The organism is Curtobacterium sp. 179-B 9B NHS (assembly GCF_045370965.1).
In the GTDB taxonomy this organism is placed as follows: Bacteria; Actinomycetota; Actinomycetes; order Actinomycetales; family Microbacteriaceae; genus Curtobacterium.
This window is the reverse complement of the sequence record NZ_JBIQDQ010000003.1, coordinates 302,008-328,904: the sequence shown is the minus strand read 5'-3', so window position 1 is coordinate 328,904 and position 26,897 is coordinate 302,008. Positions and strand designations below refer to the sequence as shown.

The window sequence follows — 26,897 nt, the reverse complement described above, 5'->3', positions numbered from 1 at the left end:
TTTGTGGTGTGGTCGGCTGCGTCTGTTGTTTATACGCGCCCGGGCGGCGGCCGCGGCCGCCGCTACAGCGTCGGGACGACCACCGCGCGGCCGGACAGCTCGCCGGCCTCGAGCTTGCGGTAGGCCTCGAGCGCGTCGGACAACGCGAACCGCTCGACGTCGGGCTCGATCTGCCCCGCTCGGTACATCGCGACGACCTCGTGCAGGTCCTCGATCGTGCCCCAGTAGGTGTTCGTGATCGTCGACTCGTACGGCGTCGTGAAGAAGTTCCACTCGACGGTTCCGCCGGCGATCCCGACGACGGTCAGCCGTCCGCCGATCGCCATCGAGGCCTTCGCGGTCGCGATCGTCGGCGTCGCACCGACGAAGTCGAACGCCGCATCGACGCCCTTGCCGCCGGTGAGCTCGCGGATCGCGGTGGCCTGGTCCGGCCCGGCGGGAACGGTGACCGCACCGCGGGCCGCGGCACGGTCCATCGCGTCCTGCTTCGTGTCGGTCGCGATGACCGTGGCGCCGGTGAGCGCCGTGAGGATCTGCACGGCGATCTGCCCGAGACCGCCGAGCCCCACCACGAGCGCGTACCTGCCGCCGCCCGCCAGGTTCGGCATCGCTGCCTTGATCGCGTGGTACGGCGTGAGTGCGGCGTCGCTGAGCGGTGCCGCCGCGATCGGATCGGCGTCACCGAGCGAGACGAGGTTGCGCGCCGGGACGGTCACGTACTCCGCCATGCCGCCGTCCCGACCGAGACCGATGGCCGCGTACGGGTTCGTGGCGGCGTTCTCGCAGTAGGTGTCCTGGCCCTTCGAACAGGACGCGCAGTGCCCGCAGCCGACCGGCCCGTAGACGAGGTAGGCGTCGCCCTCGGTGAAGCCGCTCACCCCGTCACCGACGGCCTCGACCCACCCGGAGGTCTCGTGCCCGAGGACGAACCCGGGGGCCTGCGCGCCCGGCTGCCCCTCCTGGAACTCGCGGTAGACGGCGACGTCGGAGTGGCACGCCCCGGCACCGGCGACCTTGAGGAGCACCTCCCCGGGTCCCGGGACGGGCTTCTCGACCTCGGTCAGGACGGGGAACGTCCGGAACTGTTCGAACACGACGGCGTGCATGGGTTCTCCTTCGATCTCCGTCAAAACTACACCTGTCGCGCATCTCGGTCGCCGGACATCCTGCGTCTTCCCCGAGAGCCGGTTGCGAGAACGGTCGTTCTCCGGTTGACTGGCGTCGGCCCTGAACGGGGCCTCCCCCAACGAAAGGAGCGGCTATGCCCACGCGCACCGCACGCACCGCCTGGCAGGGCGGCCTCAACGACGGTTCCGGCCAGGTCGAGCTGTCGAGCTCGAAGGTCGGCACCTACGACGTCTCCTTCCCGAAGCGCGCCGCGGACGAGGCCGGTGGCACCACCAGCCCCGAGGAGCTCATCGCCGCGGCCCACTCGGCCTGCTACGCGATGCAGTTCTCCGCGATCCTCGGCGAGGCCGGCGGCACCGTCGAGGCCCTCGACGTCAAGGCCGACGTCTCGCTCGGCCCGGACAGCGCCGGCGGCTTCAAGCTCACCGGCATCACCCTCACCGTCAACGGTGAGGTCTCCGGCATCGACGAGGCCGCCTTCCTGAAGGCGGCCGACGAGGCCAAGGCGACCTGCCCGGTCTCCAAGGCGCTCACGGGCGTCGAGATCGAGCTCAAGGCGACCTTCGAGCAGTAGTCGTCACCGACGGACGGACGGGAGGCGCGGTGCCAGCTGGCACCGCGCCTCCCGTCCGTCCATCGGTACGGTGGGGCGCATGCGCCGCCTCTTCCGCACCCGCACGCACGTCGTCACGTGGGTGGGCGCACTCGTCGCCCTCGTCGGCGTGGTGTTCCTGGCGGTGCGGCGACTCGACTCGTCCGGCTGGATCGCGGGTGCATCGGGCGGTGACTTCGCGTTCGTCAGCGGGGACCGACCCGGACAGCTCGTCGTGGGGGCGGTCCTCGCCCTGCTCGGTGGGATCGTCGCGGCCGTGTGCGCCGCTCGCCTCGCCCGCACCTGGACGCTCCGGGGGCTGCTGGTCGGGATCATCCTGCTCGTCGCCGGCGTGGTCCTCCTCCTCGCAGCACCGAACCCGTCGTTCGGGTGGTTCGCCTACGCGCCCCTCGCCGGCGAGACGATGCTGCCGATCCGGACCACCCGACTGCAGCTGACCGGGCAGGTCGTCGTGCTGGTCGGTGCGGTCCTCACCGCCTTCGCAGCCGGACGACTCAGCACGCAGGCCCGTCACTGACCCGTCATCGGCAACGTCCAGCGGACGTCCGGACTCGGGCGCGAGCGGCTGGCACCATGGTCTGATGGCCGAGCAGTTCCTCCCCGGCGTCCCGCGGCCCGGGCGCCCACCCCGGCCGCGCGTCCGCAACCTCGCACAGCACGACATCCGCGACGCCCGTGCCCGCCTGCGCGGCACGATCTACGAGGACGTCACCCCGGACACCCGCCCGCGCGAGCAGTACTCGCCGGTGCAGATCGTCGACTTCTGCCTCGACCTGGCCGAGGTCATGCTCGCCTCCGGTGCGGACACCCGCAGTGTCGAGACCGCCGTCGTCGCGGTGTCAACGAAGTGGAACCTCGCGCCCCTCGACCTCGACTTCTCCGGCAGCTCGGTCACGCTCCAGTACGCCCCGGCCGACCACCCGCCGCTCGTCAAGGTCCGCACGGTGCAGTCCGACGGCTCCGACCTCGACCGGCTCGCGCGCGCGAACCAGATCGTCGACGACCTGGTGCACGGCGAGCGCGACATGACGAGCGCGGTGAGCGCCCTGGTCGCCGTCCTGCGGCTGCCGACCCGGTGGCCGACCTGGCTCGCCGACGTGGGCCTCTCGGTGCTCGGTACCTCGATCGCGATGCAGGCCGGTGGTGGCTGGCGTGCCGGTGTCGGCGCGTTCGTGCTCATGTTCGGGATCATCCTGTCCGGCCGCTGGCTGACCGGCCGGGGCTTCCCGCAGTTCTTCGTCTCCGGTGCGCAGGCAGCCGTCGCCTCGGCCATCGGCACCCTGGCGATCTGGGCCGAGGTCCTGACCGCGACGGGTGCGGCCACGATGGTCGCCGCACTCGTCGTCCTGCTGCTGCCCCACGTGTCGCTCGTCACCTGGGCCCAGGACGCGATCTCCGGCTTCCGGGCCATGGCCGTCGCTCGGGCGTTCTACATCGTGCTCGTGATCGCCGCGATCGTCGTGGGGGTCCCGGCCGGCATCGCGGTCCTGCAGTGGCTCAGCATCGAGGTCGACCCGTCCGGCATCGTGCTGCAACCGCTGCCGCTGTGGGCCTCGTTGTCGCTGACGGTCGTGTCCGCGGCGGCGAACTGCTTCGTGCAGCAGGCCAGTGCCCGGGTCATCCCCGTCGCGGTGGTGTTCTCGGTCACCGCCGGCGCGTTCCTCTGGGAGCTCCGGCACCTCGGCATGCCGCTGCTGGGAGCGACGTTCATCGCGTCGGTGCTGCTCGGCGTGCTGTCGACCATCGCAGCAGCCCGGATGCGCACGGCCGTGGCGGCGATCGCGGTGCCGGCGTTCTGCGGTGCACTGCTGCCCGGTGTCGCGGTGTCCGATGCCCTGCTGCACTTCATGTCCGGGGCGTCCGGCGCCGCGCTCGACTTCGTGGCGGCCGTCTCGGTGGCACTCGGCATCGGCGCGGGGCTCGTGCTCGGTGGTCTCGTGGCGACCCCGGGCGCGCGACGGGCCCTGCGGCGAGCACGTCGGGTGACGGTGCACTCGGTCCACAACGACACGACGGCGATCCCCGTGCTGCGGGACACCGGGTACGACCCGGGCAACGGCTCCGTGCCGCGGGGCCACCGCCCGCGCTGAGGGACCACCCGGACGCGAGACCCGGGCTGGGCGACCGCTCTCGTGCCCGGGAGCACGAGGAACGTCGCCCAGCCCGGGTCTCGGGTGGTGCGAGCGCCTCAGCCCTTGTCGGAGACGGCCTTCGTCACCGCGGTGGGGGCGTCGTAGTCGCCGTCCGGGATCCCCTTCAGGGCGTCCAGGACGTCACCGGGGGCGTCCTCCTTCTCGGCGGTCGCGACGATGTCCTCCTTCGAGGCGGGGTAGTCGATGCCGCTGAGGTACTTCTGGACCTGGATCGGGTTCGGTGCTGCCATGTCGGTTCCTTCCGTCGGAGCCTCCACGACTACGCCCGTGCGGCTCCGGGTCGACCCGGGTGACGCGCCTCGCGGCCAGGGGTCAGATCTCCCAGCTCCCGCTGTCGCTCCACGTCGAGAAGCGCTGCGCGGCCTGCGGCTCGTACCGCTCCATCCATCCGCGCTCGAGTCGGGCGACCGCGCGGTCGAACGCCGGCACCAGGTCGAGCTCCGCGCGGAGCATCGCCTGCAGCTGGAGCCCCTCGTACAGCGCGATGAGCTGCTCGGCACCGCGACGGGGGTCCATCGTGTGGGGCGCGCGGCCGACGGCGATGTCGTGCTCCAGTCCGCGCCGGACCTGCGAGAAGAAGAGCTGGTAGCGCGACCGCAGGTACGTGGCCATGGGGTGCGCAGGGTTGCCGGCGACGGAGAGCAGTGCGACGAGCAGCCGCATGAGCGCGGGGTCCTCGGCGTTCGAGGCGACGATCGCACGCAGCAGGTCGACCGTGGGGCCGTCCCCGACCTCGTGCGCCACCGCCTCCAGTCGTGCGCCGTTCCAGCGGTCGACGGCGGCGAGCACGAGGCCGTCCCAGGACGGGAAGTGCTGGCGGAGCTCCTCCGTCGTGATGCCCATCCGCTCGGCGACCATGCCGACGTGGGCCTCGTGGAAGGGCACGTCGCGGAGGACGTCGACCGTGGCGCCGACGATCGTGATGCGCAGGTGCAGGGTGGCGGCCGCGGCGGCTGCCGCCTGCGTGTCGGCGCTGGTGTGTTCGAGCATCGTGCCCTCCGTCGTGCGGCGGACGTCCTGTCCGCACCTCCATCCAAGCGCAGTGGCGGGGGACACAGCATCCCCGGTACGGGTGTCAGCATGTCGGGGGACAGGCGACGACCCCGGAGCACGCACGCGGGCTGCCGTGCGACCATGCCGGGATGACTCCCGAAGACCCCGTCGCACAGGGCCTGGCCACCATGGCCTCCGCAGGCTACGAGTTCGGCGGCGACGACGAGCAGGTCGCGCACGACGTGCGGACCATGTGGGAGCAGCTCGGCTCCCCGGAGGGCGCGTTCGGCGCCGCAGCACGCGCGATCGCCCGGCTGCCGCAACGCCCCGAGGTCCCGATCGCCGACCAGGCCCGCCGCCGCGCGTTCGAGCGCGCGATCGGGATCAACCCGGTCGAGGTCGAACTGACCGCGGCGATGTCCGCACGGGAGCTGCTGGAGCGGATGGCGCGCTCCGTCGCCTGCTGAGACGACGGACGGGCGTGCCCCGCTGAACGGCAACGCGAAGCCGTTGCGGGGCGCCTCGACCGAGCCTGTGAGGGAGGCGCGGTGCCAGCCGGCACCGAGCCTGTGAGGGAGGCGCGGTGCCAGCCGGCACCGCGCCTCCCGTCCGTCTGCGGTGTGCGCGCGTCAGGCGACCCGTCTCACGGGGTCGGCATGCCGCCGTCGACGTGGAGCGTCTCGCCGACCACGTAGGACGACTCGCCGCTCGCCAGGAACACGAACGCCGGCGCGAGCTCGGCGGGCTGGCCCCAGCGGCCCAGGTAGGTCTGCTCACCGGCGGACGGGAGCGCCTCGGGCGGCTGGCCACCGGCCGGCTGCAGCGGGGTCCAGATCGGGCCGGGAGCGACGGCGTTGACCCGGATGCCCTTCGGCGCGAGCTGTGCCGCGAGCCCCTTGGCCATGTTGTTCACGGTCGCCTTCGTGGCTGCGTAGTGCACGAGGTGCGGTGACGGCGCGTACGCCTGGATCGACGTCGTGTTGATGATCGTCGAACCGGGCTGCATGTGCGGCACGGCCGCCTTCGTGATGCGGAAGGTCGCGTAGGCGTTCGTCTTGAAGGTCTCGTCGAACTCCTCGTCCGAGATCTTCGTGATGTCGTCGACGTTCTGCTGCTTGCCGGCGTTGTTCACGAGGATGTCGAGCCCACCGAGGCCGTCGACGGTCTTCTGGACGAGCTCCTCGCAGAACGCCAGGTCCTTGATGTCACCGGGGATCGCGACGGCCTTGCGGCCCGCGTCCTCGATGAGGCCGACGATGCGGTCGGCGTCCTCCTGCTCCTCGGGCAGGTACACGATCGCGACGTCGGCACCCTCGCGGGCGTAGGCGATCGCGACGGCGGCACCGATGCCCGAGTCGCCACCCGTGACGAGCGCCTTGCGGCCCTGCAGGCGGCCGGAGCCGCGGTAGGTGTCCTCACCGTGGTCGGCGGGCACGTTCTGCGCCATCTCCTCGTCGGTGCCGGCACCCTGCAGGTACTGCTCGTCCGGCTTCTTGTCGGCGTACATCTTCGTGGGGTCCTGCATCGCGTACTGGTCGAGACCCGCCTGGTCGTTCTGCTGCTCCGTCATGGCCTGGACGGTACGCACCGGGGTACCGCTGTCCGTCCAGCCGGGTGTCCCCCGCGACGCGTCCGTGACACATCCCCAAGATCACGAACACGTGACGACCGGGCTGCGATTCGGTAACACCTGTCGTCCTGTCCGGCTCCGGGCCGTACGGTCGACTGGTGACTTCCCGCACTCTGCTCGCGCTCGGCGCTGCCGTGCTCGCCTTCGCGGCCGGCACGGTCGGGTCCGATGCCCTCGCGACGGGGGGCGTGGCACCGGCCGCGGCAGCGGAGGACCGCAGCGACGTCGCAGACCCGGTCCAGCCACTGATCCGGGTCACCGACCGCGAACTGCGCCGGGTGGACACGGTCGAGCTCGACGCCGAGTCCCTGGTCCTCCGGCACGCCGACGACACCGTCGCGGACGTCCCCATGCGCGACGCGAGGTCGACCGTCTCGCTGCTCAACCGGCTGCTCGGGACCCCGTCGCGCACGCAGACCGCGGTCGGCGACGGCGGCGCGTGCTTCCCGGCGGGGACGACCTACACCTGGGGCGGCGCGGTCCGCGTCGCGGCGCTCCGCACACCGTCCGCCGTCGGCAACGCGGTCGAGATCCGTGTCCTCAAGGACTCGGTACGGGGCCGGACCGGCGACCGGATCGAGCTGACCGGTCCTGACGGGGTCCAGGTCGGCGACGACGTCGCGGACGAGATCGCGACGGCTCCACGCTCCGACAAGGTGTCGTTCGGGTCCGGCGACTCCCGAGCGTGGCAGCTGCTGCTCGAGGCCGGTTGGGCTCCCGACGAGCGTTCGACCGGTGACGACGCGACCGGCGCTGACCCGACCGGGGACGACCCCCGCGCGGAACACGACGACGCGACCGACGGTCCGACCCACGACACGGGCGAGGACGCGCAGGGCACGAACGGCGTCTCGGCGCTGACGAACGACACCGAGGTGACGGTCATCGGGTCCCCGATGCCGGTGCACGCACGCCGGTCCTGCTGACGCGTCCCGCACTGCACGACGGCCGCACGGTCACGACCCGCGCGGCTCAGGTTACGCGGCTCAGGCCACGCGCAGGGACGCCACCACCGGGAAGTGATCACTCGCGGCCCACGTCTCCGGGCCGTCGTGGTCCATCACGACGCGCTCGGCGGTGACGTCGCCGCGGGTCAGCACCCAGTCGATCCGCTCGCCGGAGTCGACCGGTTCCTGCCACCCGTTGAAGGACGCGGTGCGGTCACCGGGGTCACCGGCGTCGGACCAGGCGTCCCGGTACCCGGCATCGGTGAAGACCCGGGACGCCGGACCCGCGCCCCACGGTTCGTTGCAGTCACCGGCGAAGACGACGGGGCCGTCGACCGGGGCGAGCCGCTCGACGACGAGGGCGGCGCTGCGCCGACGGACCTCGTCCCCGTGGTCGTTCTCCTCGTGGTCGAAGTGCGCGGTGAGGAGCGTGAAGGCGGCCCCCTCGGCGTCGAGGAAGCGCGCGTGGTTGGCGACCCGTGGGTACAGGCTCCCCCAGGTGTTCGACACCGGCTCGTCCGGGGTGTCGGAGAACCAGAAGGTCCCGACGTCGACGGGGCGCAGGCGGTCGCGGCGGAAGAACACCGCGGCGTGCTCCCCCGCGGAGCCCCCCTCGCGGCCCTGCCCGACGGCGTCGTGGTCGGGCAGCCCCTGTCGGAGGGCGTCCATCTGGTGGTCGAACGCCTCCTGCACGCAGAGGACGTCGGGGTCGTGCCGTCGGATGACCTCGAGCACCAGCGGCAGGCGCGCTGGCCAGTCGTGCCGCGGATCCGGGTTCTTCACGTTGTAGGTCATCAGGGTGATCGGACGCGCGACGTGGCTCACCGGTCGACCCTACCGACACGCTCCCACGGGCGACCCCAGGGTGGTGCCGGGTGCGTCAGTTGATGCAGACGCCTTCCTCGCCGTAGGTCTTCACGTCGGTGGAGCTCGGCGTCGGCTCGGACTCCGCCGGCTTCGACGCCTCGGCCTCGGGCGCCTCGTCCGCCGGGGTGGAGGAGGCGTCGCCGGGGGCGGCCGGGGCGGTGACGGTGATGCCGTCGGACCCGAGGACGAGCGTGACGCCCGACACCGTCGTCGACCGCACGGCGACCGCACCGGGCACCACCGCGGCGACGGCCTTGGCCTGCGCCTCCTGCCCGGCGGGGTACTGCACCTGGGTCTTCTGCGTCGTGTCCGAGGACCCCGGCGTCCCGACCTGGAAGCCGCGGGCCGTCAGGTTCGCGGTCGCCGTCGCGGCGGCGCCGGTCGTCCCGCTGCCGTTCAGCACGGTGACCGTCGTCGCGGCGGGCTCGGCGGCCGTGGCCTTCGTGTACTCCTCCGGCTCGCCGACGAGTCCCTGCACGAACGCGGGCAACCCGACGGTGTCGACCTCGACGATGGACAGCGGCCGGCCACCCACCGTGATGGTCGGGGTGCCGAGCGTCGGGATCGTGGCGGACTGGATGTTGCCCGGGCGCAGGTTCCGCATCTGGCTCGCCAGCGACACCAGGTCGGTGTCCGTCTGGATGGAGCTCCCGACGGCGCTGAGGATGTTGTTCATCTTGATGGGGTTGAGCAGGGTGCCCGCGGAGAGCACCTTGCGGGCCTCCTGCGACAGGAAGTACTGCTGGCGCACGTTCCGGTCGAGGTCACCGTTCGGCAGCCCGTGCCGCTGACGGACGAACGACAGCGCCTGCTTGGCGTCGAGCTCCGAGGTGCCGGCCGGCAGGTCGACACCCGAGTACGGGTCGTTCACCGCGTTGTTCAGGCACACCTCGACCGGCCCGAGCTCCTTGACCACCTGGTAGAAGCCGAGCAACGACACCCGGACGTAGTGGTCGATCGTCAGGCCGCTGAGGTCCTGGATCGTCTGGATGAGCAGCTTCGCACCACCGGTGTCGCCGCCGCCGTTGAGCGTGCCGTAGTAGAACGCGCTGTTGAGCTTGCCCTTGCCGACGCCGGGGATCGGGACGTACGAGTCGCGCGGGAACGAGATCATCGTCGCCTGGGACCCGTCGGCGTTGATGTGCAGCACGATCATCGTGTCGGTGTTCGTCGCACCGCCGTCGTCCTCGGTGCTCAGCTCGGCCATCTGCTCGGGCGTCGCGTTGTCCGGACGGTGGTCGTCACCGACGAGCAGGATGTTCTGCGCCTGACCGTCCACGTCGTCGTCGTCGTCCGACCGCGGACTGATCGCGTCGATCTTCGTGACGCCGCTGTTGAGGCTCGTGAAGGCGAACACGGCGTAGCCGCCGGTCAGCACGAGGCCCATCGCCAGGACGCCGGCGACCGCGGGGAGGACCACGCCGCTCCCACGCTTCTGGCGCCCGTGGCGCGGCGGCACGTGGCCGCGGCGGGCACGGCGCGTCGTCTGCTCGGGTTCGATGCTCACCCGGAAACCATAACGGCACAGCGTGGAACGGACAGGGAGATCCCTGAGGGTCCGTGCCCGACGCTGTACGCCCGGCGCTCGGTCAGTCGCGCGTGGGCAGGAGGTGGATCGCCTCCATCGCGAGTTCCGCGTCGATCGGCTCGCCCACGGCGACGGCGTCACGGAGCTTCACGATCTCGGGTCGGATGACGTCGGTCGGGACGAGCTCGGTGAGCTCGGGCACGCGGAGCCGGAAGGCCAGACCGTCGGTGGTCGAGCGGCACAGCTGCGCGAGCGAGGCGTTGCCGCAGGCCTCCGCCCACATCGAGTAGATGTCCGCCCCCTCGCGCGCGACCTCGGCCTGCTGGTCGGCGTCGAGCCGCGCCAGGACGTCGTCGAGCACGGCGGTGACCCGCTCCCGCTCGGCGTCCGAGAACCGCGGGACGGCCAGGCGGACGACCCCGCCGTAGATGACGCCGAGCGTGCGGTAGGCGTCGAGCAGCTCGGCCTCGGTCGGTGCGGCGACGCGGGTGTAACGGTTCGGCGCCATCTCGATGAGTCCGGCCCGTGCGAGTTCCGCCAGTGCTTCACGGATCGGGGTCCTGGAGACGCCGAGCCACGCGATGAGGTCGTCGTCGTTCAGTCGTTCGCCCGGTTCGAGCGTGCCGTCCATGATCGCGTCGCGGATCTTGTCCTGCACGGTGTCACGGAGCAGCTTGCGCTCTGCGGCCGGCTGCGTGGAGGGAACTGGCATGCCACCAGCGTGTCACATGTGACGCGCTGCGCGCGAGAGGCGCGACGGCCACCACGCCCGGCGCCCCAGGTCGATCACGAGCGCGGGGACGAGCAGCGACCGGACCACGACGGTGTCGAGCAGGACGCCGAACGCCACCACGAAGGCGATCTGCGCCAGGAACAGGATCGGGATGACGCCGAGCGCCGCGAAGGTCGCGGCCAGCACGATGCCCGCCGAGGTGATCACTCCCCCGGTGGCCGCGAGCCCGCGCAGGACACCCTCACGCGGGCCGTGCCGCAGGGACTCCTCGCGCACCCGGGTCATGAGGAAGATGTTGTAGTCGACGCCGAGCGCCACGAGGAACACGAACGCGTACAGCGGGACGGACGGGTCGGCCCCGGGGAAGTGGAACACGTGGTCGAACACCAGTGCGCCGACGCCGAGTGCGGCCGCGAAGGACACCACGACACTGCCGACGAGGACCAGCGGGGCGACCACGCTGCGGAGCAGCAGCACGAGGATCAGCAGGATGACCGCGAGCACCACGGGGATGATGACCGAGCGGTCGCGGATGCCGGTGTCGTTCGTGTCGACGGCGGTCGCCGTGACGCCACCCACGACCGCGTCGGGGTCCACCCGCTCGACGGCGACGCGGAGGTCGCGGACGGTCCGTTCGGCGGCGCTCGAGTCGGCGGGGTCGGCGAGCGTGGCCTCGAGCAGGACGTCCCCGCGCGACACCGTCGGCTCCGCCGTGCCCGGGGCGGTCCGGGCGGCGGCGTCCGACCCCACGGGGACGGTCCCCGAGGGCGAGTCGGTGGAGGCGGCCACCACCCCGTCGACCCCGCGGACCGAGCGGACGGCGTCGACGAGGGCGTCCAGGTCACGCTCGGCGCCGATGACCTGGGCCGGGCTGCCGGAACCCCCGGGGAAGTGGTCGGCGAGGACCCGCTGGCCGTCCCGCGCCTGGGACGACCCGATCACCAGGTCGCTCTGCGGGACGCCGTCGGCACGGAGCCCGACGAGGCCGCTGCCCATCGCCAGGAGCGCCACGGTGCAGACGATCCAGACCGTGCGGGACCGACGCGCGACGAGGCGCCCCACCCGCGCCCACAGTCCGGTCGCGTCCGGACCGGTGGTCGGGCGTCCACCGGAGCCGAAGGCCGGGCGCAGGGGCCAGAACGCCGCCCGACGGAACGCCAGCAGCAGGGCAGGCAGCAGGGTGAGGGCGGCGAGCAGGCTGAAGGCGATCCCGATCGCGGCGACCGGCCCGAGCGCCTTGTTCGAGTTGAGGTCCGACAGGAGCAGGCAGAGCACCCCGACGATGACGGTCCCGCCCGAGGCGACGATCGGCTCGAACGCGCCGCGGAGGGCGGCCCGGGTCGCCTCCCAGCCGGTGCGGTGCTCGCGCAGTGCCTCGCGGTAGCGCGCCGTGTAGAGGAGCGCGTAGTCCGTCGCCGCGCCGATCACGAGGATCGACAGGATGCCCTGCACCTGCCCGTTGACCGTCACGACCCCCGCCTTCGCCAGGGCGTACACCACGAGGATCGAGGCGCACAGGGCGAAGGTCGCCGTCCCGAGCACCAGGAACGGCAGCAGCGGCGACCGGTAGACCACGATCAGGATGACGAACACGGCGGCGAGTGCCACCCCGAGCAGCAGGCCGTCGATGCCCGCGAACGCCTCGGTCAGGTCGGCCGTGAAGCCCGCCGGACCGGTGACGTACCCGGAGACGCCGGCGGGCAGCGCCTCGTCCACCGTGGCCCGGATGGCCGAGACGGCGTCTCCGGTCTCCGCGTCCTCGGTCAGTGTCGCGACGATCTCGGCGGCGTCGCCGTCCTCGCTCGTGATCACGGGGCTCGTGCCCTGCACGTCGTCGCGCTCGCCGATGGTGTCGGCGATCCGACGGGCCGCAGCGAGGTCGTCGGGCGTCAGGCCGCCGTCGCGGTCGAGGACGACGATGGCGGGTGCCCCCGAGGCCTGTCGGAAGTCGGCGGCACGCTCCTGCACCTTCGTCGCGTCGGCCGAGGCCGGCAGGAACGACGTCTGGTCGTTCGTGGCGACCTCGGAGATCTTCCCGAAGACGGGACCGCCGACGCCGGCCACGACGAGCCAGACGAGGATGACGAGCGCGGGCAGGACGATGCGGAGGAACCGGGACACGTCGGTGAGCGTACACCGATCGTCAGCATGCTGACTATCTCCGCGCCGACGCCGCCGGGAGGACCCGCCCGTAGACTCCGATCATGCACGAACCCGCGGAGCAGTGGCCGCTCGGACGCCTGCTCTCCGCCGCGGCACGTGCCGTCGAGCGGGAGTGGGACGAGCGACTCCGGGCGATCGGGCTGACCCACGCCGCCCTCGTCGCGATCGACATCCTGCTGCGGACCGGCCCGACGGGCGCGGACACCATCGCCAGGACCGCTCGCGTGCAGCCCCAGACCATGTCGCGGACCCTCGAGCGGGCCGAACGGGACGGCCTGGTCGAGCGGACCGCCCACCCGGAGGACCGCCGGCGTCGCGTGGTGTCCGTCACCGACGAGGGTCGCCGCGCATGGGAGACCGCACAGCACATCGAGCGGGAGGTCCTCCCCGAGGACGCGGAGCTCCGCCGGCGGCTGACCGGCGTGCTGCACCGCTCGTGACACTGAAATACCACATGCTGTAGACTCTCCGGGTCGGCGCAGGGCCGACCCGACCCGAGGAGTCCCGATGTCCGAGCGTCGCGCCGCCCGAGCCGCGGCAGCAGCAACAGCAAGAACGGCCCGGAGGCGGCGCAGGCACCCCGCGCTCGTCGCGCTGGTCGCCACCACCGGCACCCTGGTCGGCATCGCCACCGTGCTCGCGGTCGTCGCAGCGGTCTTCGTCGGCAGTCTGACCCGGAGCTTCGACGACCACACCGAGGCGATCGCGGACCCCTTCCCCGCCGGCGACCGGCCCGCACCTTCCGGCGGCGCCGAGGACATCCTGCTCATCGGCTCCGACTCGCGGGCCGGACTGGCCGACGGCGACCAGACCGCCGGCGGGCGGTCGGACACGCTGATGCTCGCCCACGTACCCGCCGACCGCCGCCACGTGTACCTCATGTCGATCATGCGCGACTCGTGGGTCGAGGTCCCCGGCCACGGCCGGGCCAAGATCAACGCCGCGTACTCCTGGGGCGGCATCCCGCTCACGGTGCAGACGGTCGAGCAGCTGCTCGACGTCCGGATCGACCACGTCGCCGAGGTCGACCTCGCCGGGTTCGCCGACATGACGGACGCACTGGGCGGCGTGACGGTGCGGTCGCCGCGCGACTTCACGGCGCGGGGCCACCACTTCGTCAGCGGTGCGAACCGGCTCGACGGCGAACAGGCCCTGGCCTTCGTGCGGGAGCGGTACGCGTTCGCCGACGCCGACCACACACGCGTCCGGAACCAGCAGGCGTTCCTGCGCGGGGTGTTCGACCAGGCCCTGTCGCGCGGCACCCTGACGCACCCGGGGCGACTGCAGGAGTTCGTCACCGCGACGAGCGAGCACCTGGCGGTGGACCCCGGGCTCGACGCGGCGACGATCGTCCGTCTCGGGTGGTCCCTGCGCGGGGTCCGACCGGACGACCTGGTCACGTTCACGATGCCGACCGCGGGCAGCGGGACGACCCCCGACGGCCAGTCGTTCGTCCGGTTGGACGACCACGACCGCGCCGCGATCTCGAGCGCCCTGCGGTCCGACGACCTGCAGCGGTGGCTCGAGGATCGCCCGAGCTGACGGTCGCGCCGGCGAATCCCGGACAGCACGAGACCCCCGCGGCAGGTGCCACGGGGGTCTCGTGTCGGATCGGGAGGTCGATCAGGCGGGGAGCTGGAGCTCCTGGCCGGCGTAGATCAGGTTCGCGTCGTCGATCGTCGACGTGTTCGCGGCCCACAGCTTCATGTAGCCACCGTCGATGTTCAGCTTCGTCGCGATCTTGTCGAGCGTGTCGCCCGACTCGATCGTGTACGTCTTGCCGCTCGTCGCGACCGCGGCCGGCTTGCTCGACACGGCCGCCTTCGGAGCGGCCTGCGTGGTCGCCTTCGGTGCGGCCGGCGTGGTCGCCTTCGGTGCAGCCTGCTGCGGCGCGGCCTGCTGCGGTGCAGCCTGCTGCGGCGCGGCGGGGGCCGGAGCGGCGGCCTGCGGAGCGGCACCCGTGGTCCCGCTCAGGCCGAGCTTCGCGGAGCAGGCCGGCCATGCACCCCAGCCCTGAGACGCGAGGACGCGCTCGGCGACGGCGATCTGGGCCTCGCGGCTCGCGGAGGCCGGGTTGCCGGCGCCGCCGTTCGCCTGCCAGGTGCCGAGGTTGAACTGCAGGCCGCCGTAGTAGCCGTTGCCGGTGTTGATGGCCCAGTTGCCACCGGACTCGCACTGTGCGAGGGCGTCCCAGGTCGAACCGGATGCGGCGTTCGCGGGCGCTGCCGCCAGGCCGACACCGGTCGCGGCGATGCCGGCGAAGGCCAGGCCACCGACGATGGTGCGGGTACGGGAAAGCTTCTTCATGGTTGATCGCTCCACCGGGACCACGGACCTGGTGCCCGCCTGAGCGGACCCGGTCGCCACTGCCCGTCCCGACCGATCGCGGTCATGTTGTGGGGTGCGCCGCCGGGGGCAGTGGTCTCGTGCCGGTGGCGCTGGTCGGCAACCATAGGAAATTCGTGACTGTTATCAAACCGAGACAATGAGTTCTACCCGTGAGTGCTATGTCCCCCACCGGTCTTCCTGAGTGCCCCGATCACCGTGGGCATGCAGATCGGTCTGTACCCGGGTACGTGACCTTGGCAGTTTCCTGGCAATGCTGCGGACGGGAGGCCCGTGGCGGCCTGGCAGCGAGCCTCCCGACCGCTGGCTGGTCGCGTCCTGGTCAGCGCCTGGACAGCAGCGTCACGGCCTCGAGGTGGCCGGTCTGCGGGAACATGTCGAGCACGCGCGCCCGCCGCAGGCGGAGCGACGGCATGCGCGCGAGGTCCTTCGCGAGGGTGACCGGGTTGCAGCTCGAGTAGACGATGTGCTCGACCTCGGACTCCTCGAGCCAGGTCGCGAGCGTCTCGCCGATGCCCCGGCGCGGCGGGTTCACCACCACCAGCTCGGGCAGCGCGTCCGGTCGGGCCCGGAGGGCGTGCTCCGTCGCGTCGTCGGCGGCGAAGCGGACGTCGGTCAGCCCCGCCTCGCGCGCGGACTGCTTCGCGGAGCGGATCGCCTCCCGGCTCGTCTCGATCCCCGTGACGGCACGACCCGCGCGCGCTGCGTGCAGGGCGAACCCGCCGACACCGCAGTACAGGTCCCACATCGAGGCCGGCCCGACCTCGTCGATCCAGGCCGACGCCTGGTCGTACAGCTGGCTCGCGACGCTCGTGTTCGTCTGGAAGAAGCTCTGCGGTCGGAGGTGCATCGCGATCGAGCCGAACCGCATCGGCAGCGTCTCCTGCTCGGTCAGCACGACCTCGCGTTCCCCCTCGGTGACGGCCTTGTGCTCCGGGAGCAGGTTCGCGGTGACCACGACCGCCTCGGGCAGGACCCGCCGCAGGTCGTCGAGGCGCTCACGCAGTCGTGGCAGCTGCCCTTCGGAGCGCAGCACGAAGCGCACCATGAGCTCGCCGTCCGGGGACTCGGTCACGAGCACGAACTTGAGCTCGCCCCGACGTGCGGCCACGTCGTACGGGATCAGCCCCGTGTCGGCGACGAAGTCCGCCAGGACCGGGAGCGCCCGTCGGATGCCCGGCGTGCAGATGCCGCAGTGCCGCAGGTCCACGCCGCGCTGCCGGTGGTCGAGGATCCCCACCGTGGGGCGCTGGACCGTGCCGCCGACGACCATCTTCGCCTTGTTGCGGTACCCGGACTCCGGGCTCGTGATCGCGGGCAACCACTCGACCGCCCCCGGGCCCCCTGCGGCCTCGACGGCGTCCCGCAGGAGTTCCCGCGTGCGGATCTCCTTGTCGAGCACCTGGTCGCCGTAGGGCTGTCCCATGAGTGTGCACGAGCGGCACACCCCCCGGTCGAAGTAGTCGCACTGCATGGCCGGGTCAGGATACGGCAGCGGCGTCCCGCGTCGTCGTCGCGATGCGGTACAGCGAGGTCGTCGCGGTCACGAAGAGCGTCGTGCCGTCGTCGCCGCCGAAGCACAGGTTCGACACGACCTCGGGCACGGCGACGTCGCCGATGCGGGCGCCGTCGGGTGCGAAGACCGTCACGCCCCGGTGGGTCGAGGACCACACGTTGCCGTGGACGTCGACCCGGATGCCGTCCGGCACGCCCTCGCCCTCGCCGAGCCGGGCGAACACCCGGCCGTTCTTCACGCGGTGGCCGTCGACGTCGTAGGCGCGGATGACCGGCTCGTGGGCGGACGAGCTGGCGACGTGGAGCACGCGCTCGTCGGGCGAGAACGCGAGACCGTTCGGTTCGTCGACGTCGAGCACCACGGGGCGCAGGTCCTCGCCGTCCGGTCCGCACCGGAACACCCAGTGGTCGCCGTACTCCCGCTCGCCCGGGTGTCCCTCACGCGGCTGGGTGATGCCGTAGGCCGGGTCGGTGAACCAGATCGTGCCGTCCCGCGTGACGACGACGTCGTTCGGCGAGTTCAACCGACCGTCCGCCCAGCCGTCGACGACCGCGGTGACGACGCCGCCCCGGTCGCGCTCGACGCGTCGCCGCCCGTGCGAGCACTGCACGACGGAGCCGTCGCGGTCCAGCGTGCGGCCGTTCGTGAACTCGACGTCCGACGCGTACACGGTCGTACCGCCGGTCTCCTGGTGCCACTCGAGGATCCGGTCGCCCGGGATGTCCGACCAGCGGACCGTCCGGTCGGACGGGATCCAGCACGGTCCCTCGGCCCAGGTGCTGCCGGTCGCGAGGCGCTCGACGGCGTCGGGGTCGGGGACGAGTTCGGTGAGGCTCGACACGGGTCCTCCTTCGGACGGTGCCCTCCACGCTACGGCGTCAGGCGGTCGCAGCGGCCTCGGCGCGGCGCCGCACGGCCTTCTCGACCGCGGAGATCGCGAGGCCGAGCAGGATCGACGCGACCACCGCGAGGGTCGTCACGAGGAACGGCTGCTCCCGGCTCCAGTGCCCGGTGGCCGCCGCGATCCCCACGCAGTAGGCCGCCCACACCACGTCGGCGACGAGGCAGCTGACCAGGAAGCGCCGGAGGTCGAGCCCGCTGTCCGCACCGACCAGGTTCGTCGTGAGGCGCCCCATCGGGATGAAGCGGCCGAGGACGGCGATGCGTCCGGGGGCCTTCCGGTACCTGGCGTCGATCGACTCCCGCGCCTTCCTGACCTTCGGCCGGCTGAACCACGACCGCGAGCCGAGGTCGACCGTCCGCGCCAGGTGCCAGAGCGCGACGTCGCCGAGCACCATCCCGATCGTCGCCGCGACCACCAGGACGAGCACGGGCAGGAACCCACCGTCACCACCGACGAGCAGCGTGCCGATCGCGACGACGAGCGCCTGGCTCGGCAGGAACACCGCAACGCTGCCGGCGGCCAGCACGAGCCCGACCACGAGGAAGGCCCAGGGCGTCCCGACGAGCTGGAGCACCATCTCCTGCGCTGCGTCCACCGGTCACCTCCGTCGACGCGGGGTGCGCCGACCACGATCATCCCAGGTCCGGGCCCGGCCGGTGCTCGGTGCGCCGCACGATCTCGCGCATCACGTCGGCGGCCTCGTCCGACCGACCCCCGACGACCGCCTGCACGAGCGCGACGTGCAGGCCGACGTCGTGGCGGTCCGGCCGGATGCTCCCGCGCTCACGGAGCGCCTCCCCCACGACGCGGTGCAGCCGTCGGTACAGCGCGTTGCCGGACAGCTCCAGCACGAGGGAGTGCAGCCGGACGTCCGCGATCGTGAAGTCGACCCGGCGGTCCTCGGCCGCGGCGGACGCGAGCTCGTCCGCGGTGGCGAGGAGCGCCTCCCGTCCGGCCGCGCAGTCCTCGAGCGGTGCTCGTCGGGCCGCCGCGGCGGCCGCTGCCGGTTCCACGGCGACCCGCAGCTCGCGGAGCTCGACCGAGACCTGCGCCGCGTCGGGTCCCCGGAGCCGCCAGCGGACGACCAGCGGATCGAGGACGTCCCAGTCCGTGGGGTGGGCGACGACCACGCCGACGCGGGGGCGCGCACTGAGCATGCCGAGCGCGACGAGGACGCGGACCGCCTCACGGACGATGCTGCGGCTCGCGCCCGACCAGGCCACCAGGTCGTCGGTGCTCCGGCGGCTCCCCGGCGCGAAGGTGCCGGTGACGACGGCGGTCCCGATCCCGTCGAGCACCCGGTCGAAGGCGCTCGTCACCGCTGCGCGACGGGTGACAGGACGAGCTCGTCGATGCGGACGTGGGCCGGCGCCGCGAGCACGAAGGCCACCGTGCGGCCGACGTCGTCGGGCTGCAGCATCCGAGCGCGCGCCGCCGCGTCGGGGACCTCGGGACGCTGGTCCAGGAAGTCCGTCGCGACGTCGCCCGGGCACAGGTGGGTGGCTCGCACGCCGTGCTCGGCCTCCTGCTGGTTGAGCGTCCGGACGATCGAGCCGAGGGCGGTCTTGCTCGCCGAGTACGCGACACCGGCACCGGGTTGGAAGGACCAGCCCGCGTAGGACGACACCACCACGACGACACCGCCCGCGTCCCGGAGCGCCGGCAGTGCAGCGTCGACCACCGCCACCACGGCGGTCGTGTTCGTGTCGATGACGGCGCGGACGTCGGCGAGCGACTGGTCGTCCCACCGTCGCGCCGGCGAGTTCAGCCCGGCTGCCAGCACCAGGCCGTCGATCCGGCCGTGCCGTCCGAGCACGGCGTCGCGTGCTGCGGGCACCGCGTCGCCGTCCGTCACGTCGAGCGGCACGACGTCCGCCGTCCCGCCGACCGCGCGGACCTCGTCCGCGACCTGCTCGAGTCGGTCCCGGCGACGCCCACTGAGCACCACCGTCCACCCGTCACGGGCTGCGGCCACCGCGCTCGCCGCCCCCATCCCGCTGCCGCCACCCGTGATCCAGAGCACCTTCGCCGTCATGCTCGAATAGTATGACGATTCGAGGCACGGGCGCCCACCGTTGCCGGGACAGACCGACGACGGGAGCGACGATGCACCTCGACCTGACCGACCGCGTGGTGGTCGTCACCGGAGCCGGCCGGGGGATCGGCCGGACACTCGCGGCGCGGTTCCTCACCGAGGGGTGCCGCGTCGTCGCGTTCGACCTCGCCTTCGACGACGCCGGTGACGACGGCGTCGACCGTGTCGTCTGCGACGTCGCCGACCCGGCCTCCGTGCGTGCGGCCGTCGACGAGGTCGTCCGCCGGCACGGCACCGTCGACGTGCTCGTCAACAACGCGGGCATCAACGTCACCGGGACCGTCGCCGAGCTCGGCTGGGACGAGTGGCGACGGTGCATGGACGTGAACCTCGGGGGCACCTTCCTGGTCAGCCAGGCGGTCGCGCCGGTGATGCAGGCGGCCGGGCGCGGGCGGATCGTCAACGCCGCGTCGTTCGCGGCGATCGTGCCGAGCGTCGGCAGCGCGGCCTACGCGGCGTCGAAGGCCGCGGTGGTCTCGTTCACCCGCGTGCTGGCGTCGGAGCTCGGCCCGTGGGGCATCACCGTGAACGCCTACGCGCCCGGCATGGTGCCGACCGCGATGAACGGGTTCGCCGAGATGCCGCAGGCCGAGCAGGACCGGCTGCTCGACACCCTGTCGCTCCGGCGGTGGGAGACGCCCGACGACGTCGCCGACCTCCTGGTCTTCCTGGCGAGCGACGCGTCCGCCTACGTCACGGGCACACTGCTGGACGTCTCCGGCGGCAAGCTCGCGACGCAGATCCCGGCACGGGCGCACGGTCGCTGAGGCCGGACGCGGAGCAGAGTGGAGGGAACGCTCGCTCCGGCTGTCCGGTTGCTCAGGAAGTTGCCATCCGCCTCTCCGTAGGCTGTGAGGGCCCAGTGAGCCGGACTGCAGCCCGACCCCGAGGAGGTGCCCGATGGTCTCCGTCCTCGTCGCGTTCGCGATCGTCGCCCTGATCGTCCCCGCCCTGACCCCGCTGATGGGGCGCCGCGTGTTCTACGTCGCCGCCCTCGCCCCCGCCGCCGCCGCGGTGCTGACGATCGCCCAGAGCGACGCCGCACTTCACGGCGGGGTCACGAGCCGGTGGCAGTGGATCCCGGAGCTCGACCTGGCGCTGTCGTTGCGGATGGACGCCCTGTCGTGGGTCCTCGCCCTGGTGGTCTCCGTCGTCGGTGCGCTCGTGCTCGTCTACTGCGCGTCGTACTTCGAGCGGGACGAGCCCGGACTGGGCCGGTTCGCGTCCGTCCTGACCGCCTTCGCCGGGTCGATGTACGGCCTCGTCGTCGCCGACGACGTGATCGTGCTCTTCGTGCTCTGGGAGGCCACGACGGTCTTCTCGTACCTGCTCATCGGGCAGGACGCCGACAAGCGCGCGAGCCGGGCCGCCGCCATGCAGGCCCTCGTCGTCACGACCGCCGGCGGGCTGGCGATGCTCGCCGGACTCGTCGCCCTGTCCGTGACCGCGGGGACCACGAGCCTGTCGGGCATCATCGCGCAGGCACCGGAGCTCGTCGAGCGTCCGGGGCCGCTCGTGCCGGTCGCGGTGGTCCTCGTGCTCCTGGGCGCCCTGACGAAGTCGGCGATCGTCCCCTTCCACTTCTGGCTCCCGGCAGCGATGGCGGCGCCGACCCCGGTCAGCGCGTACCTGCACGCCGCGGCGATGGTGAAGGCCGGCATCTACCTGGTCGCCCGCCTGGCCCCGGCGTTCGCGCTGCTGACCGGCTGGCGCGAGACGATCACCGTGCTCGGTGTGCTCGGCATGCTCATCGGCGGCTACCGCGCGCTGCGTCAGACCGACGTCAAGCTGCTGCTCGCCTACGGGACGGTCGCGCAGCTCGGCTTCCTCGTGCTCGCCGCCGGGTGGGGCGCTCCGGCCGTCGCCCTGGGCGGGGTCGCCCTGCTCGTCGCGCACGCCACGTTCAAGTCGACGCTGTTCCTGGTCGTCGGAGCCGTCGACCACGCGACCGGCACCCGCGACCTCCGGAAGCTCAGCGGTCTCGGGCGGAAGCTGCCGTGGCTCGTCGTGGTCAGCGTCCTCGCGCTCGCGTCGATGGCGGGCATCCCGCCGACGATCGGCTTCGTCGCGAAGGAGGCCGTCCTGACCGGCTTCGTCGAGGAGCTCCACGGACCGCAGGCGGCCTGGGCGTGGATCGCACTCGTCGGGGTGACCCTCGGCTCGCTCCTCACCGTCGCGTACTCGCTCCGCTTCCTCTGGGGCACGTTCGCCCGGAAGTCCGGCGTGGCCGACACCGAGCCGCACGGCCTGCACGGACTCGGTGTCGTGCCGTCCGTCCTCGCCGTCGCCGGACTCGCGTTCGGCCTGCTCACGCCCGTCGTCGCGCACGGCCTCGAACCCGCTGCCACCGCCGCGGCGCTGCCCGAGGGCGAGGTCCCGCACCTGGCGCTCTGGCACGGCCTGGAGCCCGCGCTCGGCCTCTCCGCGATCACGCTCGTCGGTGGCGTCCTCCTGTTCCTGGCACGACGCCGGGTCGAGGCCCTGCAGCACCGACTCTCCGGGTCACCGAGCGCGGCCGACACCTACCGGAAGACCATGCGTGGGCTCGACCGCCTGGCGACCGGGCTCACGGCCGGCGTCCAGCGCGGGTCGCTCCCCTACTACCTGACCGTGATCCTGTCGGTGTTCGTCGCCGGCGCCCTGGCGAACCTGGTGCTCGGCGGCCCGTGGGCGTTCCGCGTGCGCTTCGCCGATTCGTGGGGCCAGGTGCCGGTCGTCGCCGTGATGGCCGTCGCCGCGATCGCGGTGCTGACCGCGAAGACCCGGTTCGCCGCCGCCGTGCTCGTCGGCGTCACCGGCTACGGGATGTCCGTGCTCTTCGTCCTGCACGGTGCGGTCGACCTCGCGCTCACCCAGCTCGTGGTCGAAACCGTCACGCTGATCGCGTTCGTGCTGGTGCTCCGCCGGCTCCCCCCGCGGATCGCCACGGCCAACCCGTCGCGCTTCCGGATCGTGCGGGCCCTGTTCGCCGGCCTCGCGGGGGCCACCCTGGCCGTCGTCGTGGTCGTCGCGGCCTCGGCACGGAACAGCACCCCGATCTGGCCGGACATCCCGGCGCTCACGAAGTCCTTCGGTCACGGCCTGAACGTCGTGAACGTCGCCCTCGTCGACCTGCGCGGCTGGGACACGCTCGGTGAGCTGACCGTCGTCGTCGCCGCGGCCACGGGTGTCGCGAGCCTGATCTTCCTCGATTCGCGCGAGGACACCCTGCCGCGGCTGCGCGACCTGCCGGCGACCGTGACGAGCGACAAGCACCGCCCGGACGGCGAGCCCCGCGCCTGGCTGCCGACGAGCGCGGCGATCCCGACCGGTCGCTCGGCCCTGCTCGACGTGGTCGTCCGCCTGCTCTTCCACGGCCTCGTCGTGCTCTCGCTCTACCTGCTCTTCGCCGGGCACAACACGGCCGGCGGCGGCTTCGCCGGCGGACTCGTCGCCGGCATCGCGCTGGCCGGTCGGTACCTGGCGGGCGGTCCCGCGGAGCTCGGCGCCGCCGCGCCCGTCCGCGCCGGTCGCCTGCTCGGCCTCGGCGTCGCCACCGCGGCCACGACCGCGATCGTCCCGCTGTTCTTCGGGAAGGAGGCCCTGTACTCCGCGTTCTTCGAGGCGACCGTCCCCGTGCTCGGGCACGTCGAGTTCGTCACCGCGACGTTCTTCGACATCGGGGTCTACCTGGTGGTCGTCGGGCTCGTCCTCGACGTGCTCCGGAGCCTCGGTGCCGAGGTCGACCGGCAACGGCTCGAGGACTCCCGGGCGCGCATCACCGACACCACGGAGGGCGACGTCGACGACAACGCCGCCGCAGCGACCCCGGAGGGGAGTGCCGTATGACCATCACCCTGGTCCTCGTCATCGCGATGGCGGTGCTGTTCTCGTGCGGCGTGTACCTGCTGCTGGAGCGGTCGCTGACCCGGATGCTGCTCGGGTTCCTGCTGCTCGGCAACTCCCTGAACCTGCTGTTGCTCATCATGTCCGGCGCGGCGGGCAAGCCCCCGATCGGCGGCTCGTCCGAGGGCATCACCGACCCGCTCCCCCAGGCGTTCGCCCTGACCGCGATCGTCATCACCTTCGCGGTGAGCGCGTTCCTGCTCGCCCTCATCCACCGCTCGTGGAAGCTGTCCCGCGCCGACGAGGTCGAGGTCGACGAGGCCGACGTCGCGATCGGCAAGGACCGCGACGACGATCCCGCGGACGACGACCCCGCGGACGACGACCCCGAGATCGACACCGACCCCGAAGCGGTCCAGAACGAGGAGGCCTCGCGATGACCTGGCTCGTCCCCCTGCTCGTCCTCGTCCCGCTGCTCGGCGCCGCCATCGCGCTCGGCCTCCTGCGGCACCAGAAGCTCCAGCGGGCCATCACGGTCGCGGTGCTCGCGGTGGCCGTGGTCGTTGCCGCCACGCTCATGGTGCTCGTCGACCAGCACGGCACCATCGTCGTGCAGGTCGGCGGGTGGCAGGCACCGTACGGCATCTCGCTCGTCGTCGACCGGCTGAGCGCCCTGCTCCTCACCGTGAGCGCGAGCGTGCTCCTGCTCGTGCTGCTCTTCTCGATCGGCCAGGGACTCGCGGCCGACGACGAGGACGCCCCCGTCACGATCTACTACCCGACCTACCTGGTGCTGGCCGCCGGAGTGCTCGACGCGTTCCTGGCGGGCGACCTGTTCAACCTCTACGTCGCGTTCGAGATGCTCCTGGTGGCGAGCTACGTGCTCATCACCCTGGGCGGCAGCGAGCAGCGCGTCCGCGCCGGCACGACGTACATCATCACGAGCCTCATCGCCTCGGCGCTGTTCCTCGCGTCCATCGGCCTGGTCTACGGCGCGACCGGCACCGTGAACATCGCGCAGATCTCGGAGCGCGTCGCCGGGCTCCCCGAGCACGTGCAGCTCCTGCTCCACACGATGCTGCTCATCGCCTTCGGCATCAAGGCCGCGGTGTTCCCGCTCGCCTTCTGGCTGCCGGACTCGTACCCGACCGCACCGGCCCCGGTCACCGCGGTGTTCGCCGGACTCCTCACGAAGGTCGGCATCTACGCGATCATCCGGCTCGAGACGATCATCTTCCCGAGACCACAGCTCAACACGGTGCTGCTCGTGGTCGCGGTGCTCACGATGATCGTCGGCGTGCTGGGGGCCGTGTCGCAGACCGACGTGAAACGACTGCTGTCCTTCACGCTCATCAGCCACATCGGCTTCATGGTGATGGGCGTCGGGCTCGGTTCCGTCGTCGGCACCGCCGCGGCCGTGTTCTACACGGTGCACCACATCGTCGTGCAGACCACGCTGTTCCTGGTGTCGGGGGTGATGGAACGCGTGGGCGGCACGACCTCGACCCGGTCGCTCGGCGGGCTGCTCAAGGCCGCACCGCTCCTCGCCGCGCTCTACCTGGTCCCGGCGTTCAACCTCGGGGGCATCCCGCCGTTCTCCGGGTTCATCGGCAAGCTCGGCCTGTTCCGCGCCGCGGCCGAGGACGGCTCCCCGATGGCCTGGGTGACGGTCGGCGCCGGCGTGGTGACGAGCCTCCTCACCCTGTACGCGCTGATGCGCGTCTGGGACGCCGCCTTCTGGCGGCCCAAGCCGGCCGCCGAGGCGGCGGCACCGCACGCCAGCACGGCCGAGCCGCACGCGCACCTGCGGTCGCCGGAACCGGCGCCGCTGACCGTCTCCGAGGAGACGGGCGAGGCGTACCACCCGGGAGGCTCGACCACCGTCACCGACGCGGCGCACGCGAGCAGTGCCTCCGGTCCGGCCACCGGCCAGACCCCCGCGGTCGAGCCGTCGGTGCACACGCCGCTGCCCCGGATGCTCGTCGCCGTCACGACGGTGGCGGTCCTCGGGTCGGTCGCGCTCACCGTCGTCGCCGGTCCGCTCTACGGTTACGCGACCCGCGCAGCGGAGTCACTCGAGTCGCCGGACCGCTACGTGCAGGCCGTCCTGGGCAGCACGGACGGAGGCGCTGATGAGTGACACCCGCCGCATCTCGAACGCCCGACGGATCGCCCTCGCCTGGCGCTACGACGTGCCGCTCGTCGCCGGACTGACCGTGCTCTGGGCGCTGCTGTGGGGATCCTGGAGCGTCCTGACGCTGCTGTGCGGCGTGGTCGTCGCGCTCCTCGTCACGCAGCTGCTCCCGCTGCCGCCCGTCCCCCTGTCGAAGCGGTTCTCGCTGCCGCGCGCACTGTGGTTCCTGGTGGTGTGGGCCGGGCACGTCGTCGTCGCCTCGTTCCGGGTGGCCTGGGCGGCCGTCCGACCGCGCGGCGTCCGGCAGAGCTCGATCGTGCTCGTGCAGCTGCACACCACGTCGGAGATGACCTTCACGCTCGCCACCCTGGCGATCTCCCTCGTGCCCGGGTCGTACGTCGCCGACGTCGACCTTCCCCGCCGTCGCCTGCTCATCCACGTGCTCGACACCGAGCGCCGTGAGCAGGTCGACCAGGAGCGGCGGACCGTCGCACGCATCGAGGAGCTCGTCATCCGCGCCATCGGGTCGAAGCAGGACGTCTCCGAACTCGCCGAGCCGCTGCCGGAGGTGACCCGGTGAGCGCCGCGGTCGTCGTCATGGCCGTCGGGATCGCGCTCGTGCTCGTCCTGCTCGGCGCCACGCTCGCGCTGGCCGTCGGGCGGATCGTCCGCGGACCGACGATCCTCGACCGGATGATCGGCTCCGACATGGTGCTCACCACCGCGCTCGTGGTGATCGCCGCGGCGATGGTGGTCCGGCGCGACCTGACCGCCGTCCCGGTGCTGGTCGTCATCGCGGCGACGAGCGTCTTCGCGACCATCGCCGTCGCACGGATCGTCACGCCCTCGTCGGACCCGTCCGACGAGGGGATCGACGTGACCACGCCGGAGCACGCCGCCGAGGAGGAGTCGAAGTGATCGAGATCCTGCAGTCCTTCGTCGACGGGGCCGGCGTCCGTGCGTGGATCGCCCTCGTGCTGATGCTCCTCGCCGCGGGGCTGTCGTTCGGCGCCGCCGTGGGCATCGTCCGGTTCCGGGACCCCCTCGTCCGGCTGCACGCGATGGCGAAGCCGCAGGTGCTCGGGTTGGCGCTCGCCCTGGCCGCGATCGTCGTGGCGGTGTGGACCTGGACGGCGTTCTGGGTCGTGCTGCCGGTGCTCGTGTTCCAGCTCTTCCTGGTGCCGGTGTCGACCCACATGATCGCGCGTGCCGGGCTGCGGTCGAACGACTACCGGCACGAGGACCTGCTGGTCGACGACACCGAGGACTGACGCGGCTCCTCCTGACCCTGTCGGCCTCGTGATCGACGAGCCGGGCGCCGT

28 protein-coding genes are annotated in these 26,897 nt (G+C 72.3%); 14 read left to right on the top strand and 14 right to left on the bottom strand.

Features of this window, described 5'->3' with window-relative positions; genetic code table 11:
* Positions 1–62: 62 nt before the first annotated feature.
* On the bottom strand, positions 63–1,106 hold the full coding sequence (locus ACH0A8_RS05290; protein ID WP_251154237.1) for an NAD(P)-dependent alcohol dehydrogenase: 1,044 nt from the start codon (positions 1,104–1,106) through the stop codon (positions 63–65).
* Between the two features lie 155 nt (positions 1,107–1,261).
* Here ACH0A8_RS05290 and ACH0A8_RS05285 point away from each other — a divergent pair, with 155 nt between their 5' ends.
* The 3 genes from ACH0A8_RS05285 (at position 1,262) to ACH0A8_RS05275 (ending at position 3,831) form a co-directional block, all read left to right on the top strand.
* Entirely contained in the window at positions 1,262–1,702 is a 441-nt protein-coding gene (locus tag ACH0A8_RS05285) for an OsmC family peroxiredoxin (protein WP_209684341.1), read from the top strand.
* A gap of 79 nt (positions 1,703–1,781) precedes the next feature.
* Complete coding sequence (locus ACH0A8_RS05280) at positions 1,782–2,258, top strand: hypothetical protein (protein WP_271826909.1); 477 nt, start codon at positions 1,782–1,784, stop codon at positions 2,256–2,258.
* 64 nt (positions 2,259–2,322) lie between these two features.
* Positions 2,323–3,831, top strand: coding sequence for a threonine/serine exporter ThrE family protein (locus ACH0A8_RS05275; protein WP_209684345.1), 1,509 nt, complete (start codon positions 2,323–2,325; stop codon positions 3,829–3,831).
* A gap of 98 nt (positions 3,832–3,929) precedes the next feature.
* Here ACH0A8_RS05275 and ACH0A8_RS05270 read toward each other — a convergent pair whose 3' ends face one another.
* Together ACH0A8_RS05270 and ACH0A8_RS05265 are read right to left on the bottom strand one after the other, a co-directional pair.
* Positions 3,930–4,124 (bottom strand): DUF2795 domain-containing protein, encoded by a 195-nt coding sequence (locus ACH0A8_RS05270; protein ID WP_066651621.1) that lies wholly within the window; start codon positions 4,122–4,124, stop codon positions 3,930–3,932.
* A gap of 82 nt (positions 4,125–4,206) precedes the next feature.
* Positions 4,207–4,884: a TetR/AcrR family transcriptional regulator gene (locus ACH0A8_RS05265; protein ID WP_066651619.1), complete on the bottom strand. Its 678-nt coding sequence runs from the start codon at positions 4,882–4,884 to the stop codon at positions 4,207–4,209.
* Between the two features lie 152 nt (positions 4,885–5,036).
* On the opposite strand from ACH0A8_RS05265, the gene ACH0A8_RS05260 reads away from it, so the two are divergent.
* Positions 5,037–5,354 carry a hypothetical protein gene (locus ACH0A8_RS05260; RefSeq protein WP_251159985.1) on the top strand — a complete coding sequence of 106 codons (318 nt, stop codon included), beginning with the start codon at positions 5,037–5,039 and terminating at the stop codon, positions 5,352–5,354.
* Between the two features lie 176 nt (positions 5,355–5,530).
* On the opposite strand, the gene ACH0A8_RS05255 is transcribed toward ACH0A8_RS05260, so the two are convergent.
* Complete coding sequence (locus ACH0A8_RS05255) at positions 5,531–6,457, bottom strand: SDR family oxidoreductase (RefSeq protein ID WP_251159986.1); 927 nt, start codon at positions 6,455–6,457, stop codon at positions 5,531–5,533.
* A gap of 158 nt (positions 6,458–6,615) precedes the next feature.
* On the opposite strand from ACH0A8_RS05255, the gene ACH0A8_RS05250 reads away from it, so the two are divergent.
* Positions 6,616–7,443 carry a hypothetical protein gene (locus tag ACH0A8_RS05250; protein ID WP_271826908.1) on the top strand — a complete coding sequence of 276 codons (828 nt, stop codon included), beginning with the start codon at positions 6,616–6,618 and terminating at the stop codon, positions 7,441–7,443.
* A gap of 60 nt (positions 7,444–7,503) precedes the next feature.
* Here ACH0A8_RS05250 and ACH0A8_RS05245 read toward each other — a convergent pair whose 3' ends face one another.
* The 4 genes from ACH0A8_RS05245 to ACH0A8_RS05230 form a co-directional block, all read right to left on the bottom strand.
* Positions 7,504–8,289, bottom strand: a complete 786-nt coding sequence (locus ACH0A8_RS05245) for an endonuclease/exonuclease/phosphatase family protein (RefSeq protein ID WP_251159988.1) — start codon at positions 8,287–8,289, stop codon at positions 7,504–7,506.
* Positions 8,290–8,344: 55 nt separating this feature from the next.
* Complete coding sequence (locus ACH0A8_RS05240; RefSeq protein ID WP_406906755.1) at positions 8,345–9,838, bottom strand: LCP family protein; 1,494 nt, start codon at positions 9,836–9,838, stop codon at positions 8,345–8,347.
* A gap of 82 nt (positions 9,839–9,920) precedes the next feature.
* On the bottom strand, positions 9,921–10,571 hold the full coding sequence (locus ACH0A8_RS05235; protein ID WP_406906753.1) for a GntR family transcriptional regulator: 651 nt from the start codon (positions 10,569–10,571) through the stop codon (positions 9,921–9,923).
* Positions 10,572–10,583: 12 nt separating this feature from the next.
* Positions 10,584–12,713, bottom strand: coding sequence for an MMPL family transporter (locus tag ACH0A8_RS05230; protein ID WP_406906751.1), 2,130 nt, complete (start codon positions 12,711–12,713; stop codon positions 10,584–10,586).
* 83 nt (positions 12,714–12,796) lie between these two features.
* On the opposite strand from ACH0A8_RS05230, the gene ACH0A8_RS05225 reads away from it, so the two are divergent.
* Positions 12,797–13,195: a MarR family winged helix-turn-helix transcriptional regulator gene (locus ACH0A8_RS05225; RefSeq protein WP_271826904.1), complete on the top strand. Its 399-nt coding sequence runs from the start codon at positions 12,797–12,799 to the stop codon at positions 13,193–13,195.
* A 67-nt stretch (positions 13,196–13,262) separates the two neighbouring features.
* A complete protein-coding gene (locus tag ACH0A8_RS05220; protein ID WP_406906749.1) occupies positions 13,263–14,297 on the top strand; it encodes an LCP family protein in 1,035 nt (344 codons plus the stop codon).
* Between the two features lie 81 nt (positions 14,298–14,378).
* Here the strand turns inward: ACH0A8_RS05220 and ACH0A8_RS05215 are convergent, their stop codons facing one another.
* The 6 genes from ACH0A8_RS05215 to ACH0A8_RS05190 form a co-directional block, all read right to left on the bottom strand.
* Positions 14,379–15,062 carry a transglycosylase family protein gene (locus ACH0A8_RS05215; protein WP_066651599.1) on the bottom strand — a complete coding sequence of 228 codons (684 nt, stop codon included), beginning with the start codon at positions 15,060–15,062 and terminating at the stop codon, positions 14,379–14,381.
* A gap of 361 nt (positions 15,063–15,423) precedes the next feature.
* Positions 15,424–16,575 (bottom strand): 23S rRNA (uracil(747)-C(5))-methyltransferase RlmC, encoded by a 1,152-nt coding sequence (gene rlmC / locus ACH0A8_RS05210; protein WP_406906746.1) that lies wholly within the window; start codon positions 16,573–16,575, stop codon positions 15,424–15,426.
* A 7-nt stretch (positions 16,576–16,582) separates the two neighbouring features.
* Positions 16,583–17,458, bottom strand: a complete 876-nt coding sequence (locus ACH0A8_RS05205; RefSeq protein WP_066651595.1) for an SMP-30/gluconolactonase/LRE family protein — start codon at positions 17,456–17,458, stop codon at positions 16,583–16,585.
* A gap of 37 nt (positions 17,459–17,495) precedes the next feature.
* On the bottom strand, positions 17,496–18,116 hold the full coding sequence (locus tag ACH0A8_RS05200; protein ID WP_209684368.1) for a DedA family protein: 621 nt from the start codon (positions 18,114–18,116) through the stop codon (positions 17,496–17,498).
* 37 nt (positions 18,117–18,153) lie between these two features.
* Entirely contained in the window at positions 18,154–18,840 is a 687-nt protein-coding gene (locus ACH0A8_RS05195; protein ID WP_066651590.1) for a FadR/GntR family transcriptional regulator, read from the bottom strand.
* Entirely contained in the window at positions 18,837–19,556 is a 720-nt protein-coding gene (locus tag ACH0A8_RS05190; protein WP_066651588.1) for an SDR family oxidoreductase, read from the bottom strand. Before ACH0A8_RS05190 ends, ACH0A8_RS05195 begins: the two co-directional genes overlap by 4 nt.
* A 71-nt stretch (positions 19,557–19,627) precedes the next feature.
* Here ACH0A8_RS05190 and ACH0A8_RS05185 point away from each other — a divergent pair, with 71 nt between their 5' ends.
* The 7 genes from ACH0A8_RS05185 (at position 19,628) to ACH0A8_RS05155 (ending at position 26,846) form a co-directional block, all read left to right on the top strand.
* Positions 19,628–20,383 carry an SDR family NAD(P)-dependent oxidoreductase gene (locus tag ACH0A8_RS05185; RefSeq protein WP_066651587.1) on the top strand — a complete coding sequence of 252 codons (756 nt, stop codon included), beginning with the start codon at positions 19,628–19,630 and terminating at the stop codon, positions 20,381–20,383.
* 133 nt (positions 20,384–20,516) lie between these two features.
* Positions 20,517–23,444 (top strand): Na+/H+ antiporter subunit A, encoded by a 2,928-nt coding sequence (locus tag ACH0A8_RS05180; RefSeq protein ID WP_066651585.1) that lies wholly within the window; start codon positions 20,517–20,519, stop codon positions 23,442–23,444.
* The gene (locus tag ACH0A8_RS05175) at positions 23,441–23,881 is read left to right on the top strand and encodes a Na(+)/H(+) antiporter subunit C (protein ID WP_066651583.1); all 441 of its coding nucleotides are present in this window, start codon (positions 23,441–23,443) and stop codon (positions 23,879–23,881) included. The genes ACH0A8_RS05180 and ACH0A8_RS05175 overlap by 4 nt, the downstream gene beginning before the upstream one ends.
* Complete coding sequence (locus ACH0A8_RS05170; RefSeq protein WP_066651581.1) at positions 23,878–25,581, top strand: Na+/H+ antiporter subunit D; 1,704 nt, start codon at positions 23,878–23,880, stop codon at positions 25,579–25,581. The genes ACH0A8_RS05175 and ACH0A8_RS05170 overlap by 4 nt, the downstream gene beginning before the upstream one ends.
* Positions 25,574–26,155, top strand: coding sequence for a Na+/H+ antiporter subunit E (locus ACH0A8_RS05165; RefSeq protein ID WP_066651579.1), 582 nt, complete (start codon positions 25,574–25,576; stop codon positions 26,153–26,155). Before ACH0A8_RS05170 ends, ACH0A8_RS05165 begins: the two co-directional genes overlap by 8 nt.
* Positions 26,152–26,493, top strand: coding sequence for a hypothetical protein (locus tag ACH0A8_RS05160; RefSeq protein ID WP_066651577.1), 342 nt, complete (start codon positions 26,152–26,154; stop codon positions 26,491–26,493). The genes ACH0A8_RS05165 and ACH0A8_RS05160 overlap by 4 nt, the downstream gene beginning before the upstream one ends.
* Positions 26,490–26,846, top strand: coding sequence for a monovalent cation/H(+) antiporter subunit G (locus tag ACH0A8_RS05155; protein ID WP_081984549.1), 357 nt, complete (start codon positions 26,490–26,492; stop codon positions 26,844–26,846). The genes ACH0A8_RS05160 and ACH0A8_RS05155 overlap by 4 nt, the downstream gene beginning before the upstream one ends.
* Positions 26,847–26,897 lie beyond the last annotated feature (51 nt).

Coding starts and splice junctions, on each gene's coding strand:
- ACH0A8_RS05190 (WP_066651588.1), bottom strand. CDS start 19,556: ATGACGGCGAAGGTGCTCTGGATCACGGGTGGCGGCAGCGGGATGGGG.
- ACH0A8_RS05270 (WP_066651621.1), bottom strand. CDS start 4,124: ATGGCAGCACCGAACCCGATCCAGGTCCAGAAGTACCTCAGCGGCATC.
- ACH0A8_RS05285 (WP_209684341.1), top strand. CDS start 1,262: ATGCCCACGCGCACCGCACGCACCGCCTGGCAGGGCGGCCTCAACGAC.
- ACH0A8_RS05290 (WP_251154237.1), bottom strand. CDS start 1,106: ATGCACGCCGTCGTGTTCGAACAGTTCCGGACGTTCCCCGTCCTGACC.
- ACH0A8_RS05280 (WP_271826909.1), top strand. CDS start 1,782: ATGCGCCGCCTCTTCCGCACCCGCACGCACGTCGTCACGTGGGTGGGC.
- rlmC (WP_406906746.1), bottom strand. CDS start 16,575: ATGCAGTGCGACTACTTCGACCGGGGGGTGTGCCGCTCGTGCACACTC.
- ACH0A8_RS05215 (WP_066651599.1), bottom strand. CDS start 15,062: ATGAAGAAGCTTTCCCGTACCCGCACCATCGTCGGTGGCCTGGCCTTC.
- ACH0A8_RS05265 (WP_066651619.1), bottom strand. CDS start 4,884: ATGCTCGAACACACCAGCGCCGACACGCAGGCGGCAGCCGCCGCGGCC.
- ACH0A8_RS05185 (WP_066651587.1), top strand. CDS start 19,628: ATGCACCTCGACCTGACCGACCGCGTGGTGGTCGTCACCGGAGCCGGC.
- ACH0A8_RS05170 (WP_066651581.1), top strand. CDS start 23,878: ATGACCTGGCTCGTCCCCCTGCTCGTCCTCGTCCCGCTGCTCGGCGCC.
- ACH0A8_RS05235 (WP_406906753.1), bottom strand. CDS start 10,571: ATGCCAGTTCCCTCCACGCAGCCGGCCGCAGAGCGCAAGCTGCTCCGT.
- ACH0A8_RS05225 (WP_271826904.1), top strand. CDS start 12,797: ATGCACGAACCCGCGGAGCAGTGGCCGCTCGGACGCCTGCTCTCCGCC.
- ACH0A8_RS05165 (WP_066651579.1), top strand. CDS start 25,574: ATGAGTGACACCCGCCGCATCTCGAACGCCCGACGGATCGCCCTCGCC.
- ACH0A8_RS05180 (WP_066651585.1), top strand. CDS start 20,517: ATGGTCTCCGTCCTCGTCGCGTTCGCGATCGTCGCCCTGATCGTCCCC.
- ACH0A8_RS05260 (WP_251159985.1), top strand. CDS start 5,037: ATGACTCCCGAAGACCCCGTCGCACAGGGCCTGGCCACCATGGCCTCC.
- ACH0A8_RS05255 (WP_251159986.1), bottom strand. CDS start 6,457: ATGACGGAGCAGCAGAACGACCAGGCGGGTCTCGACCAGTACGCGATG.
- ACH0A8_RS05175 (WP_066651583.1), top strand. CDS start 23,441: ATGACCATCACCCTGGTCCTCGTCATCGCGATGGCGGTGCTGTTCTCG.
- ACH0A8_RS05220 (WP_406906749.1), top strand. CDS start 13,263: ATGTCCGAGCGTCGCGCCGCCCGAGCCGCGGCAGCAGCAACAGCAAGA.
- ACH0A8_RS05275 (WP_209684345.1), top strand. CDS start 2,323: ATGGCCGAGCAGTTCCTCCCCGGCGTCCCGCGGCCCGGGCGCCCACCC.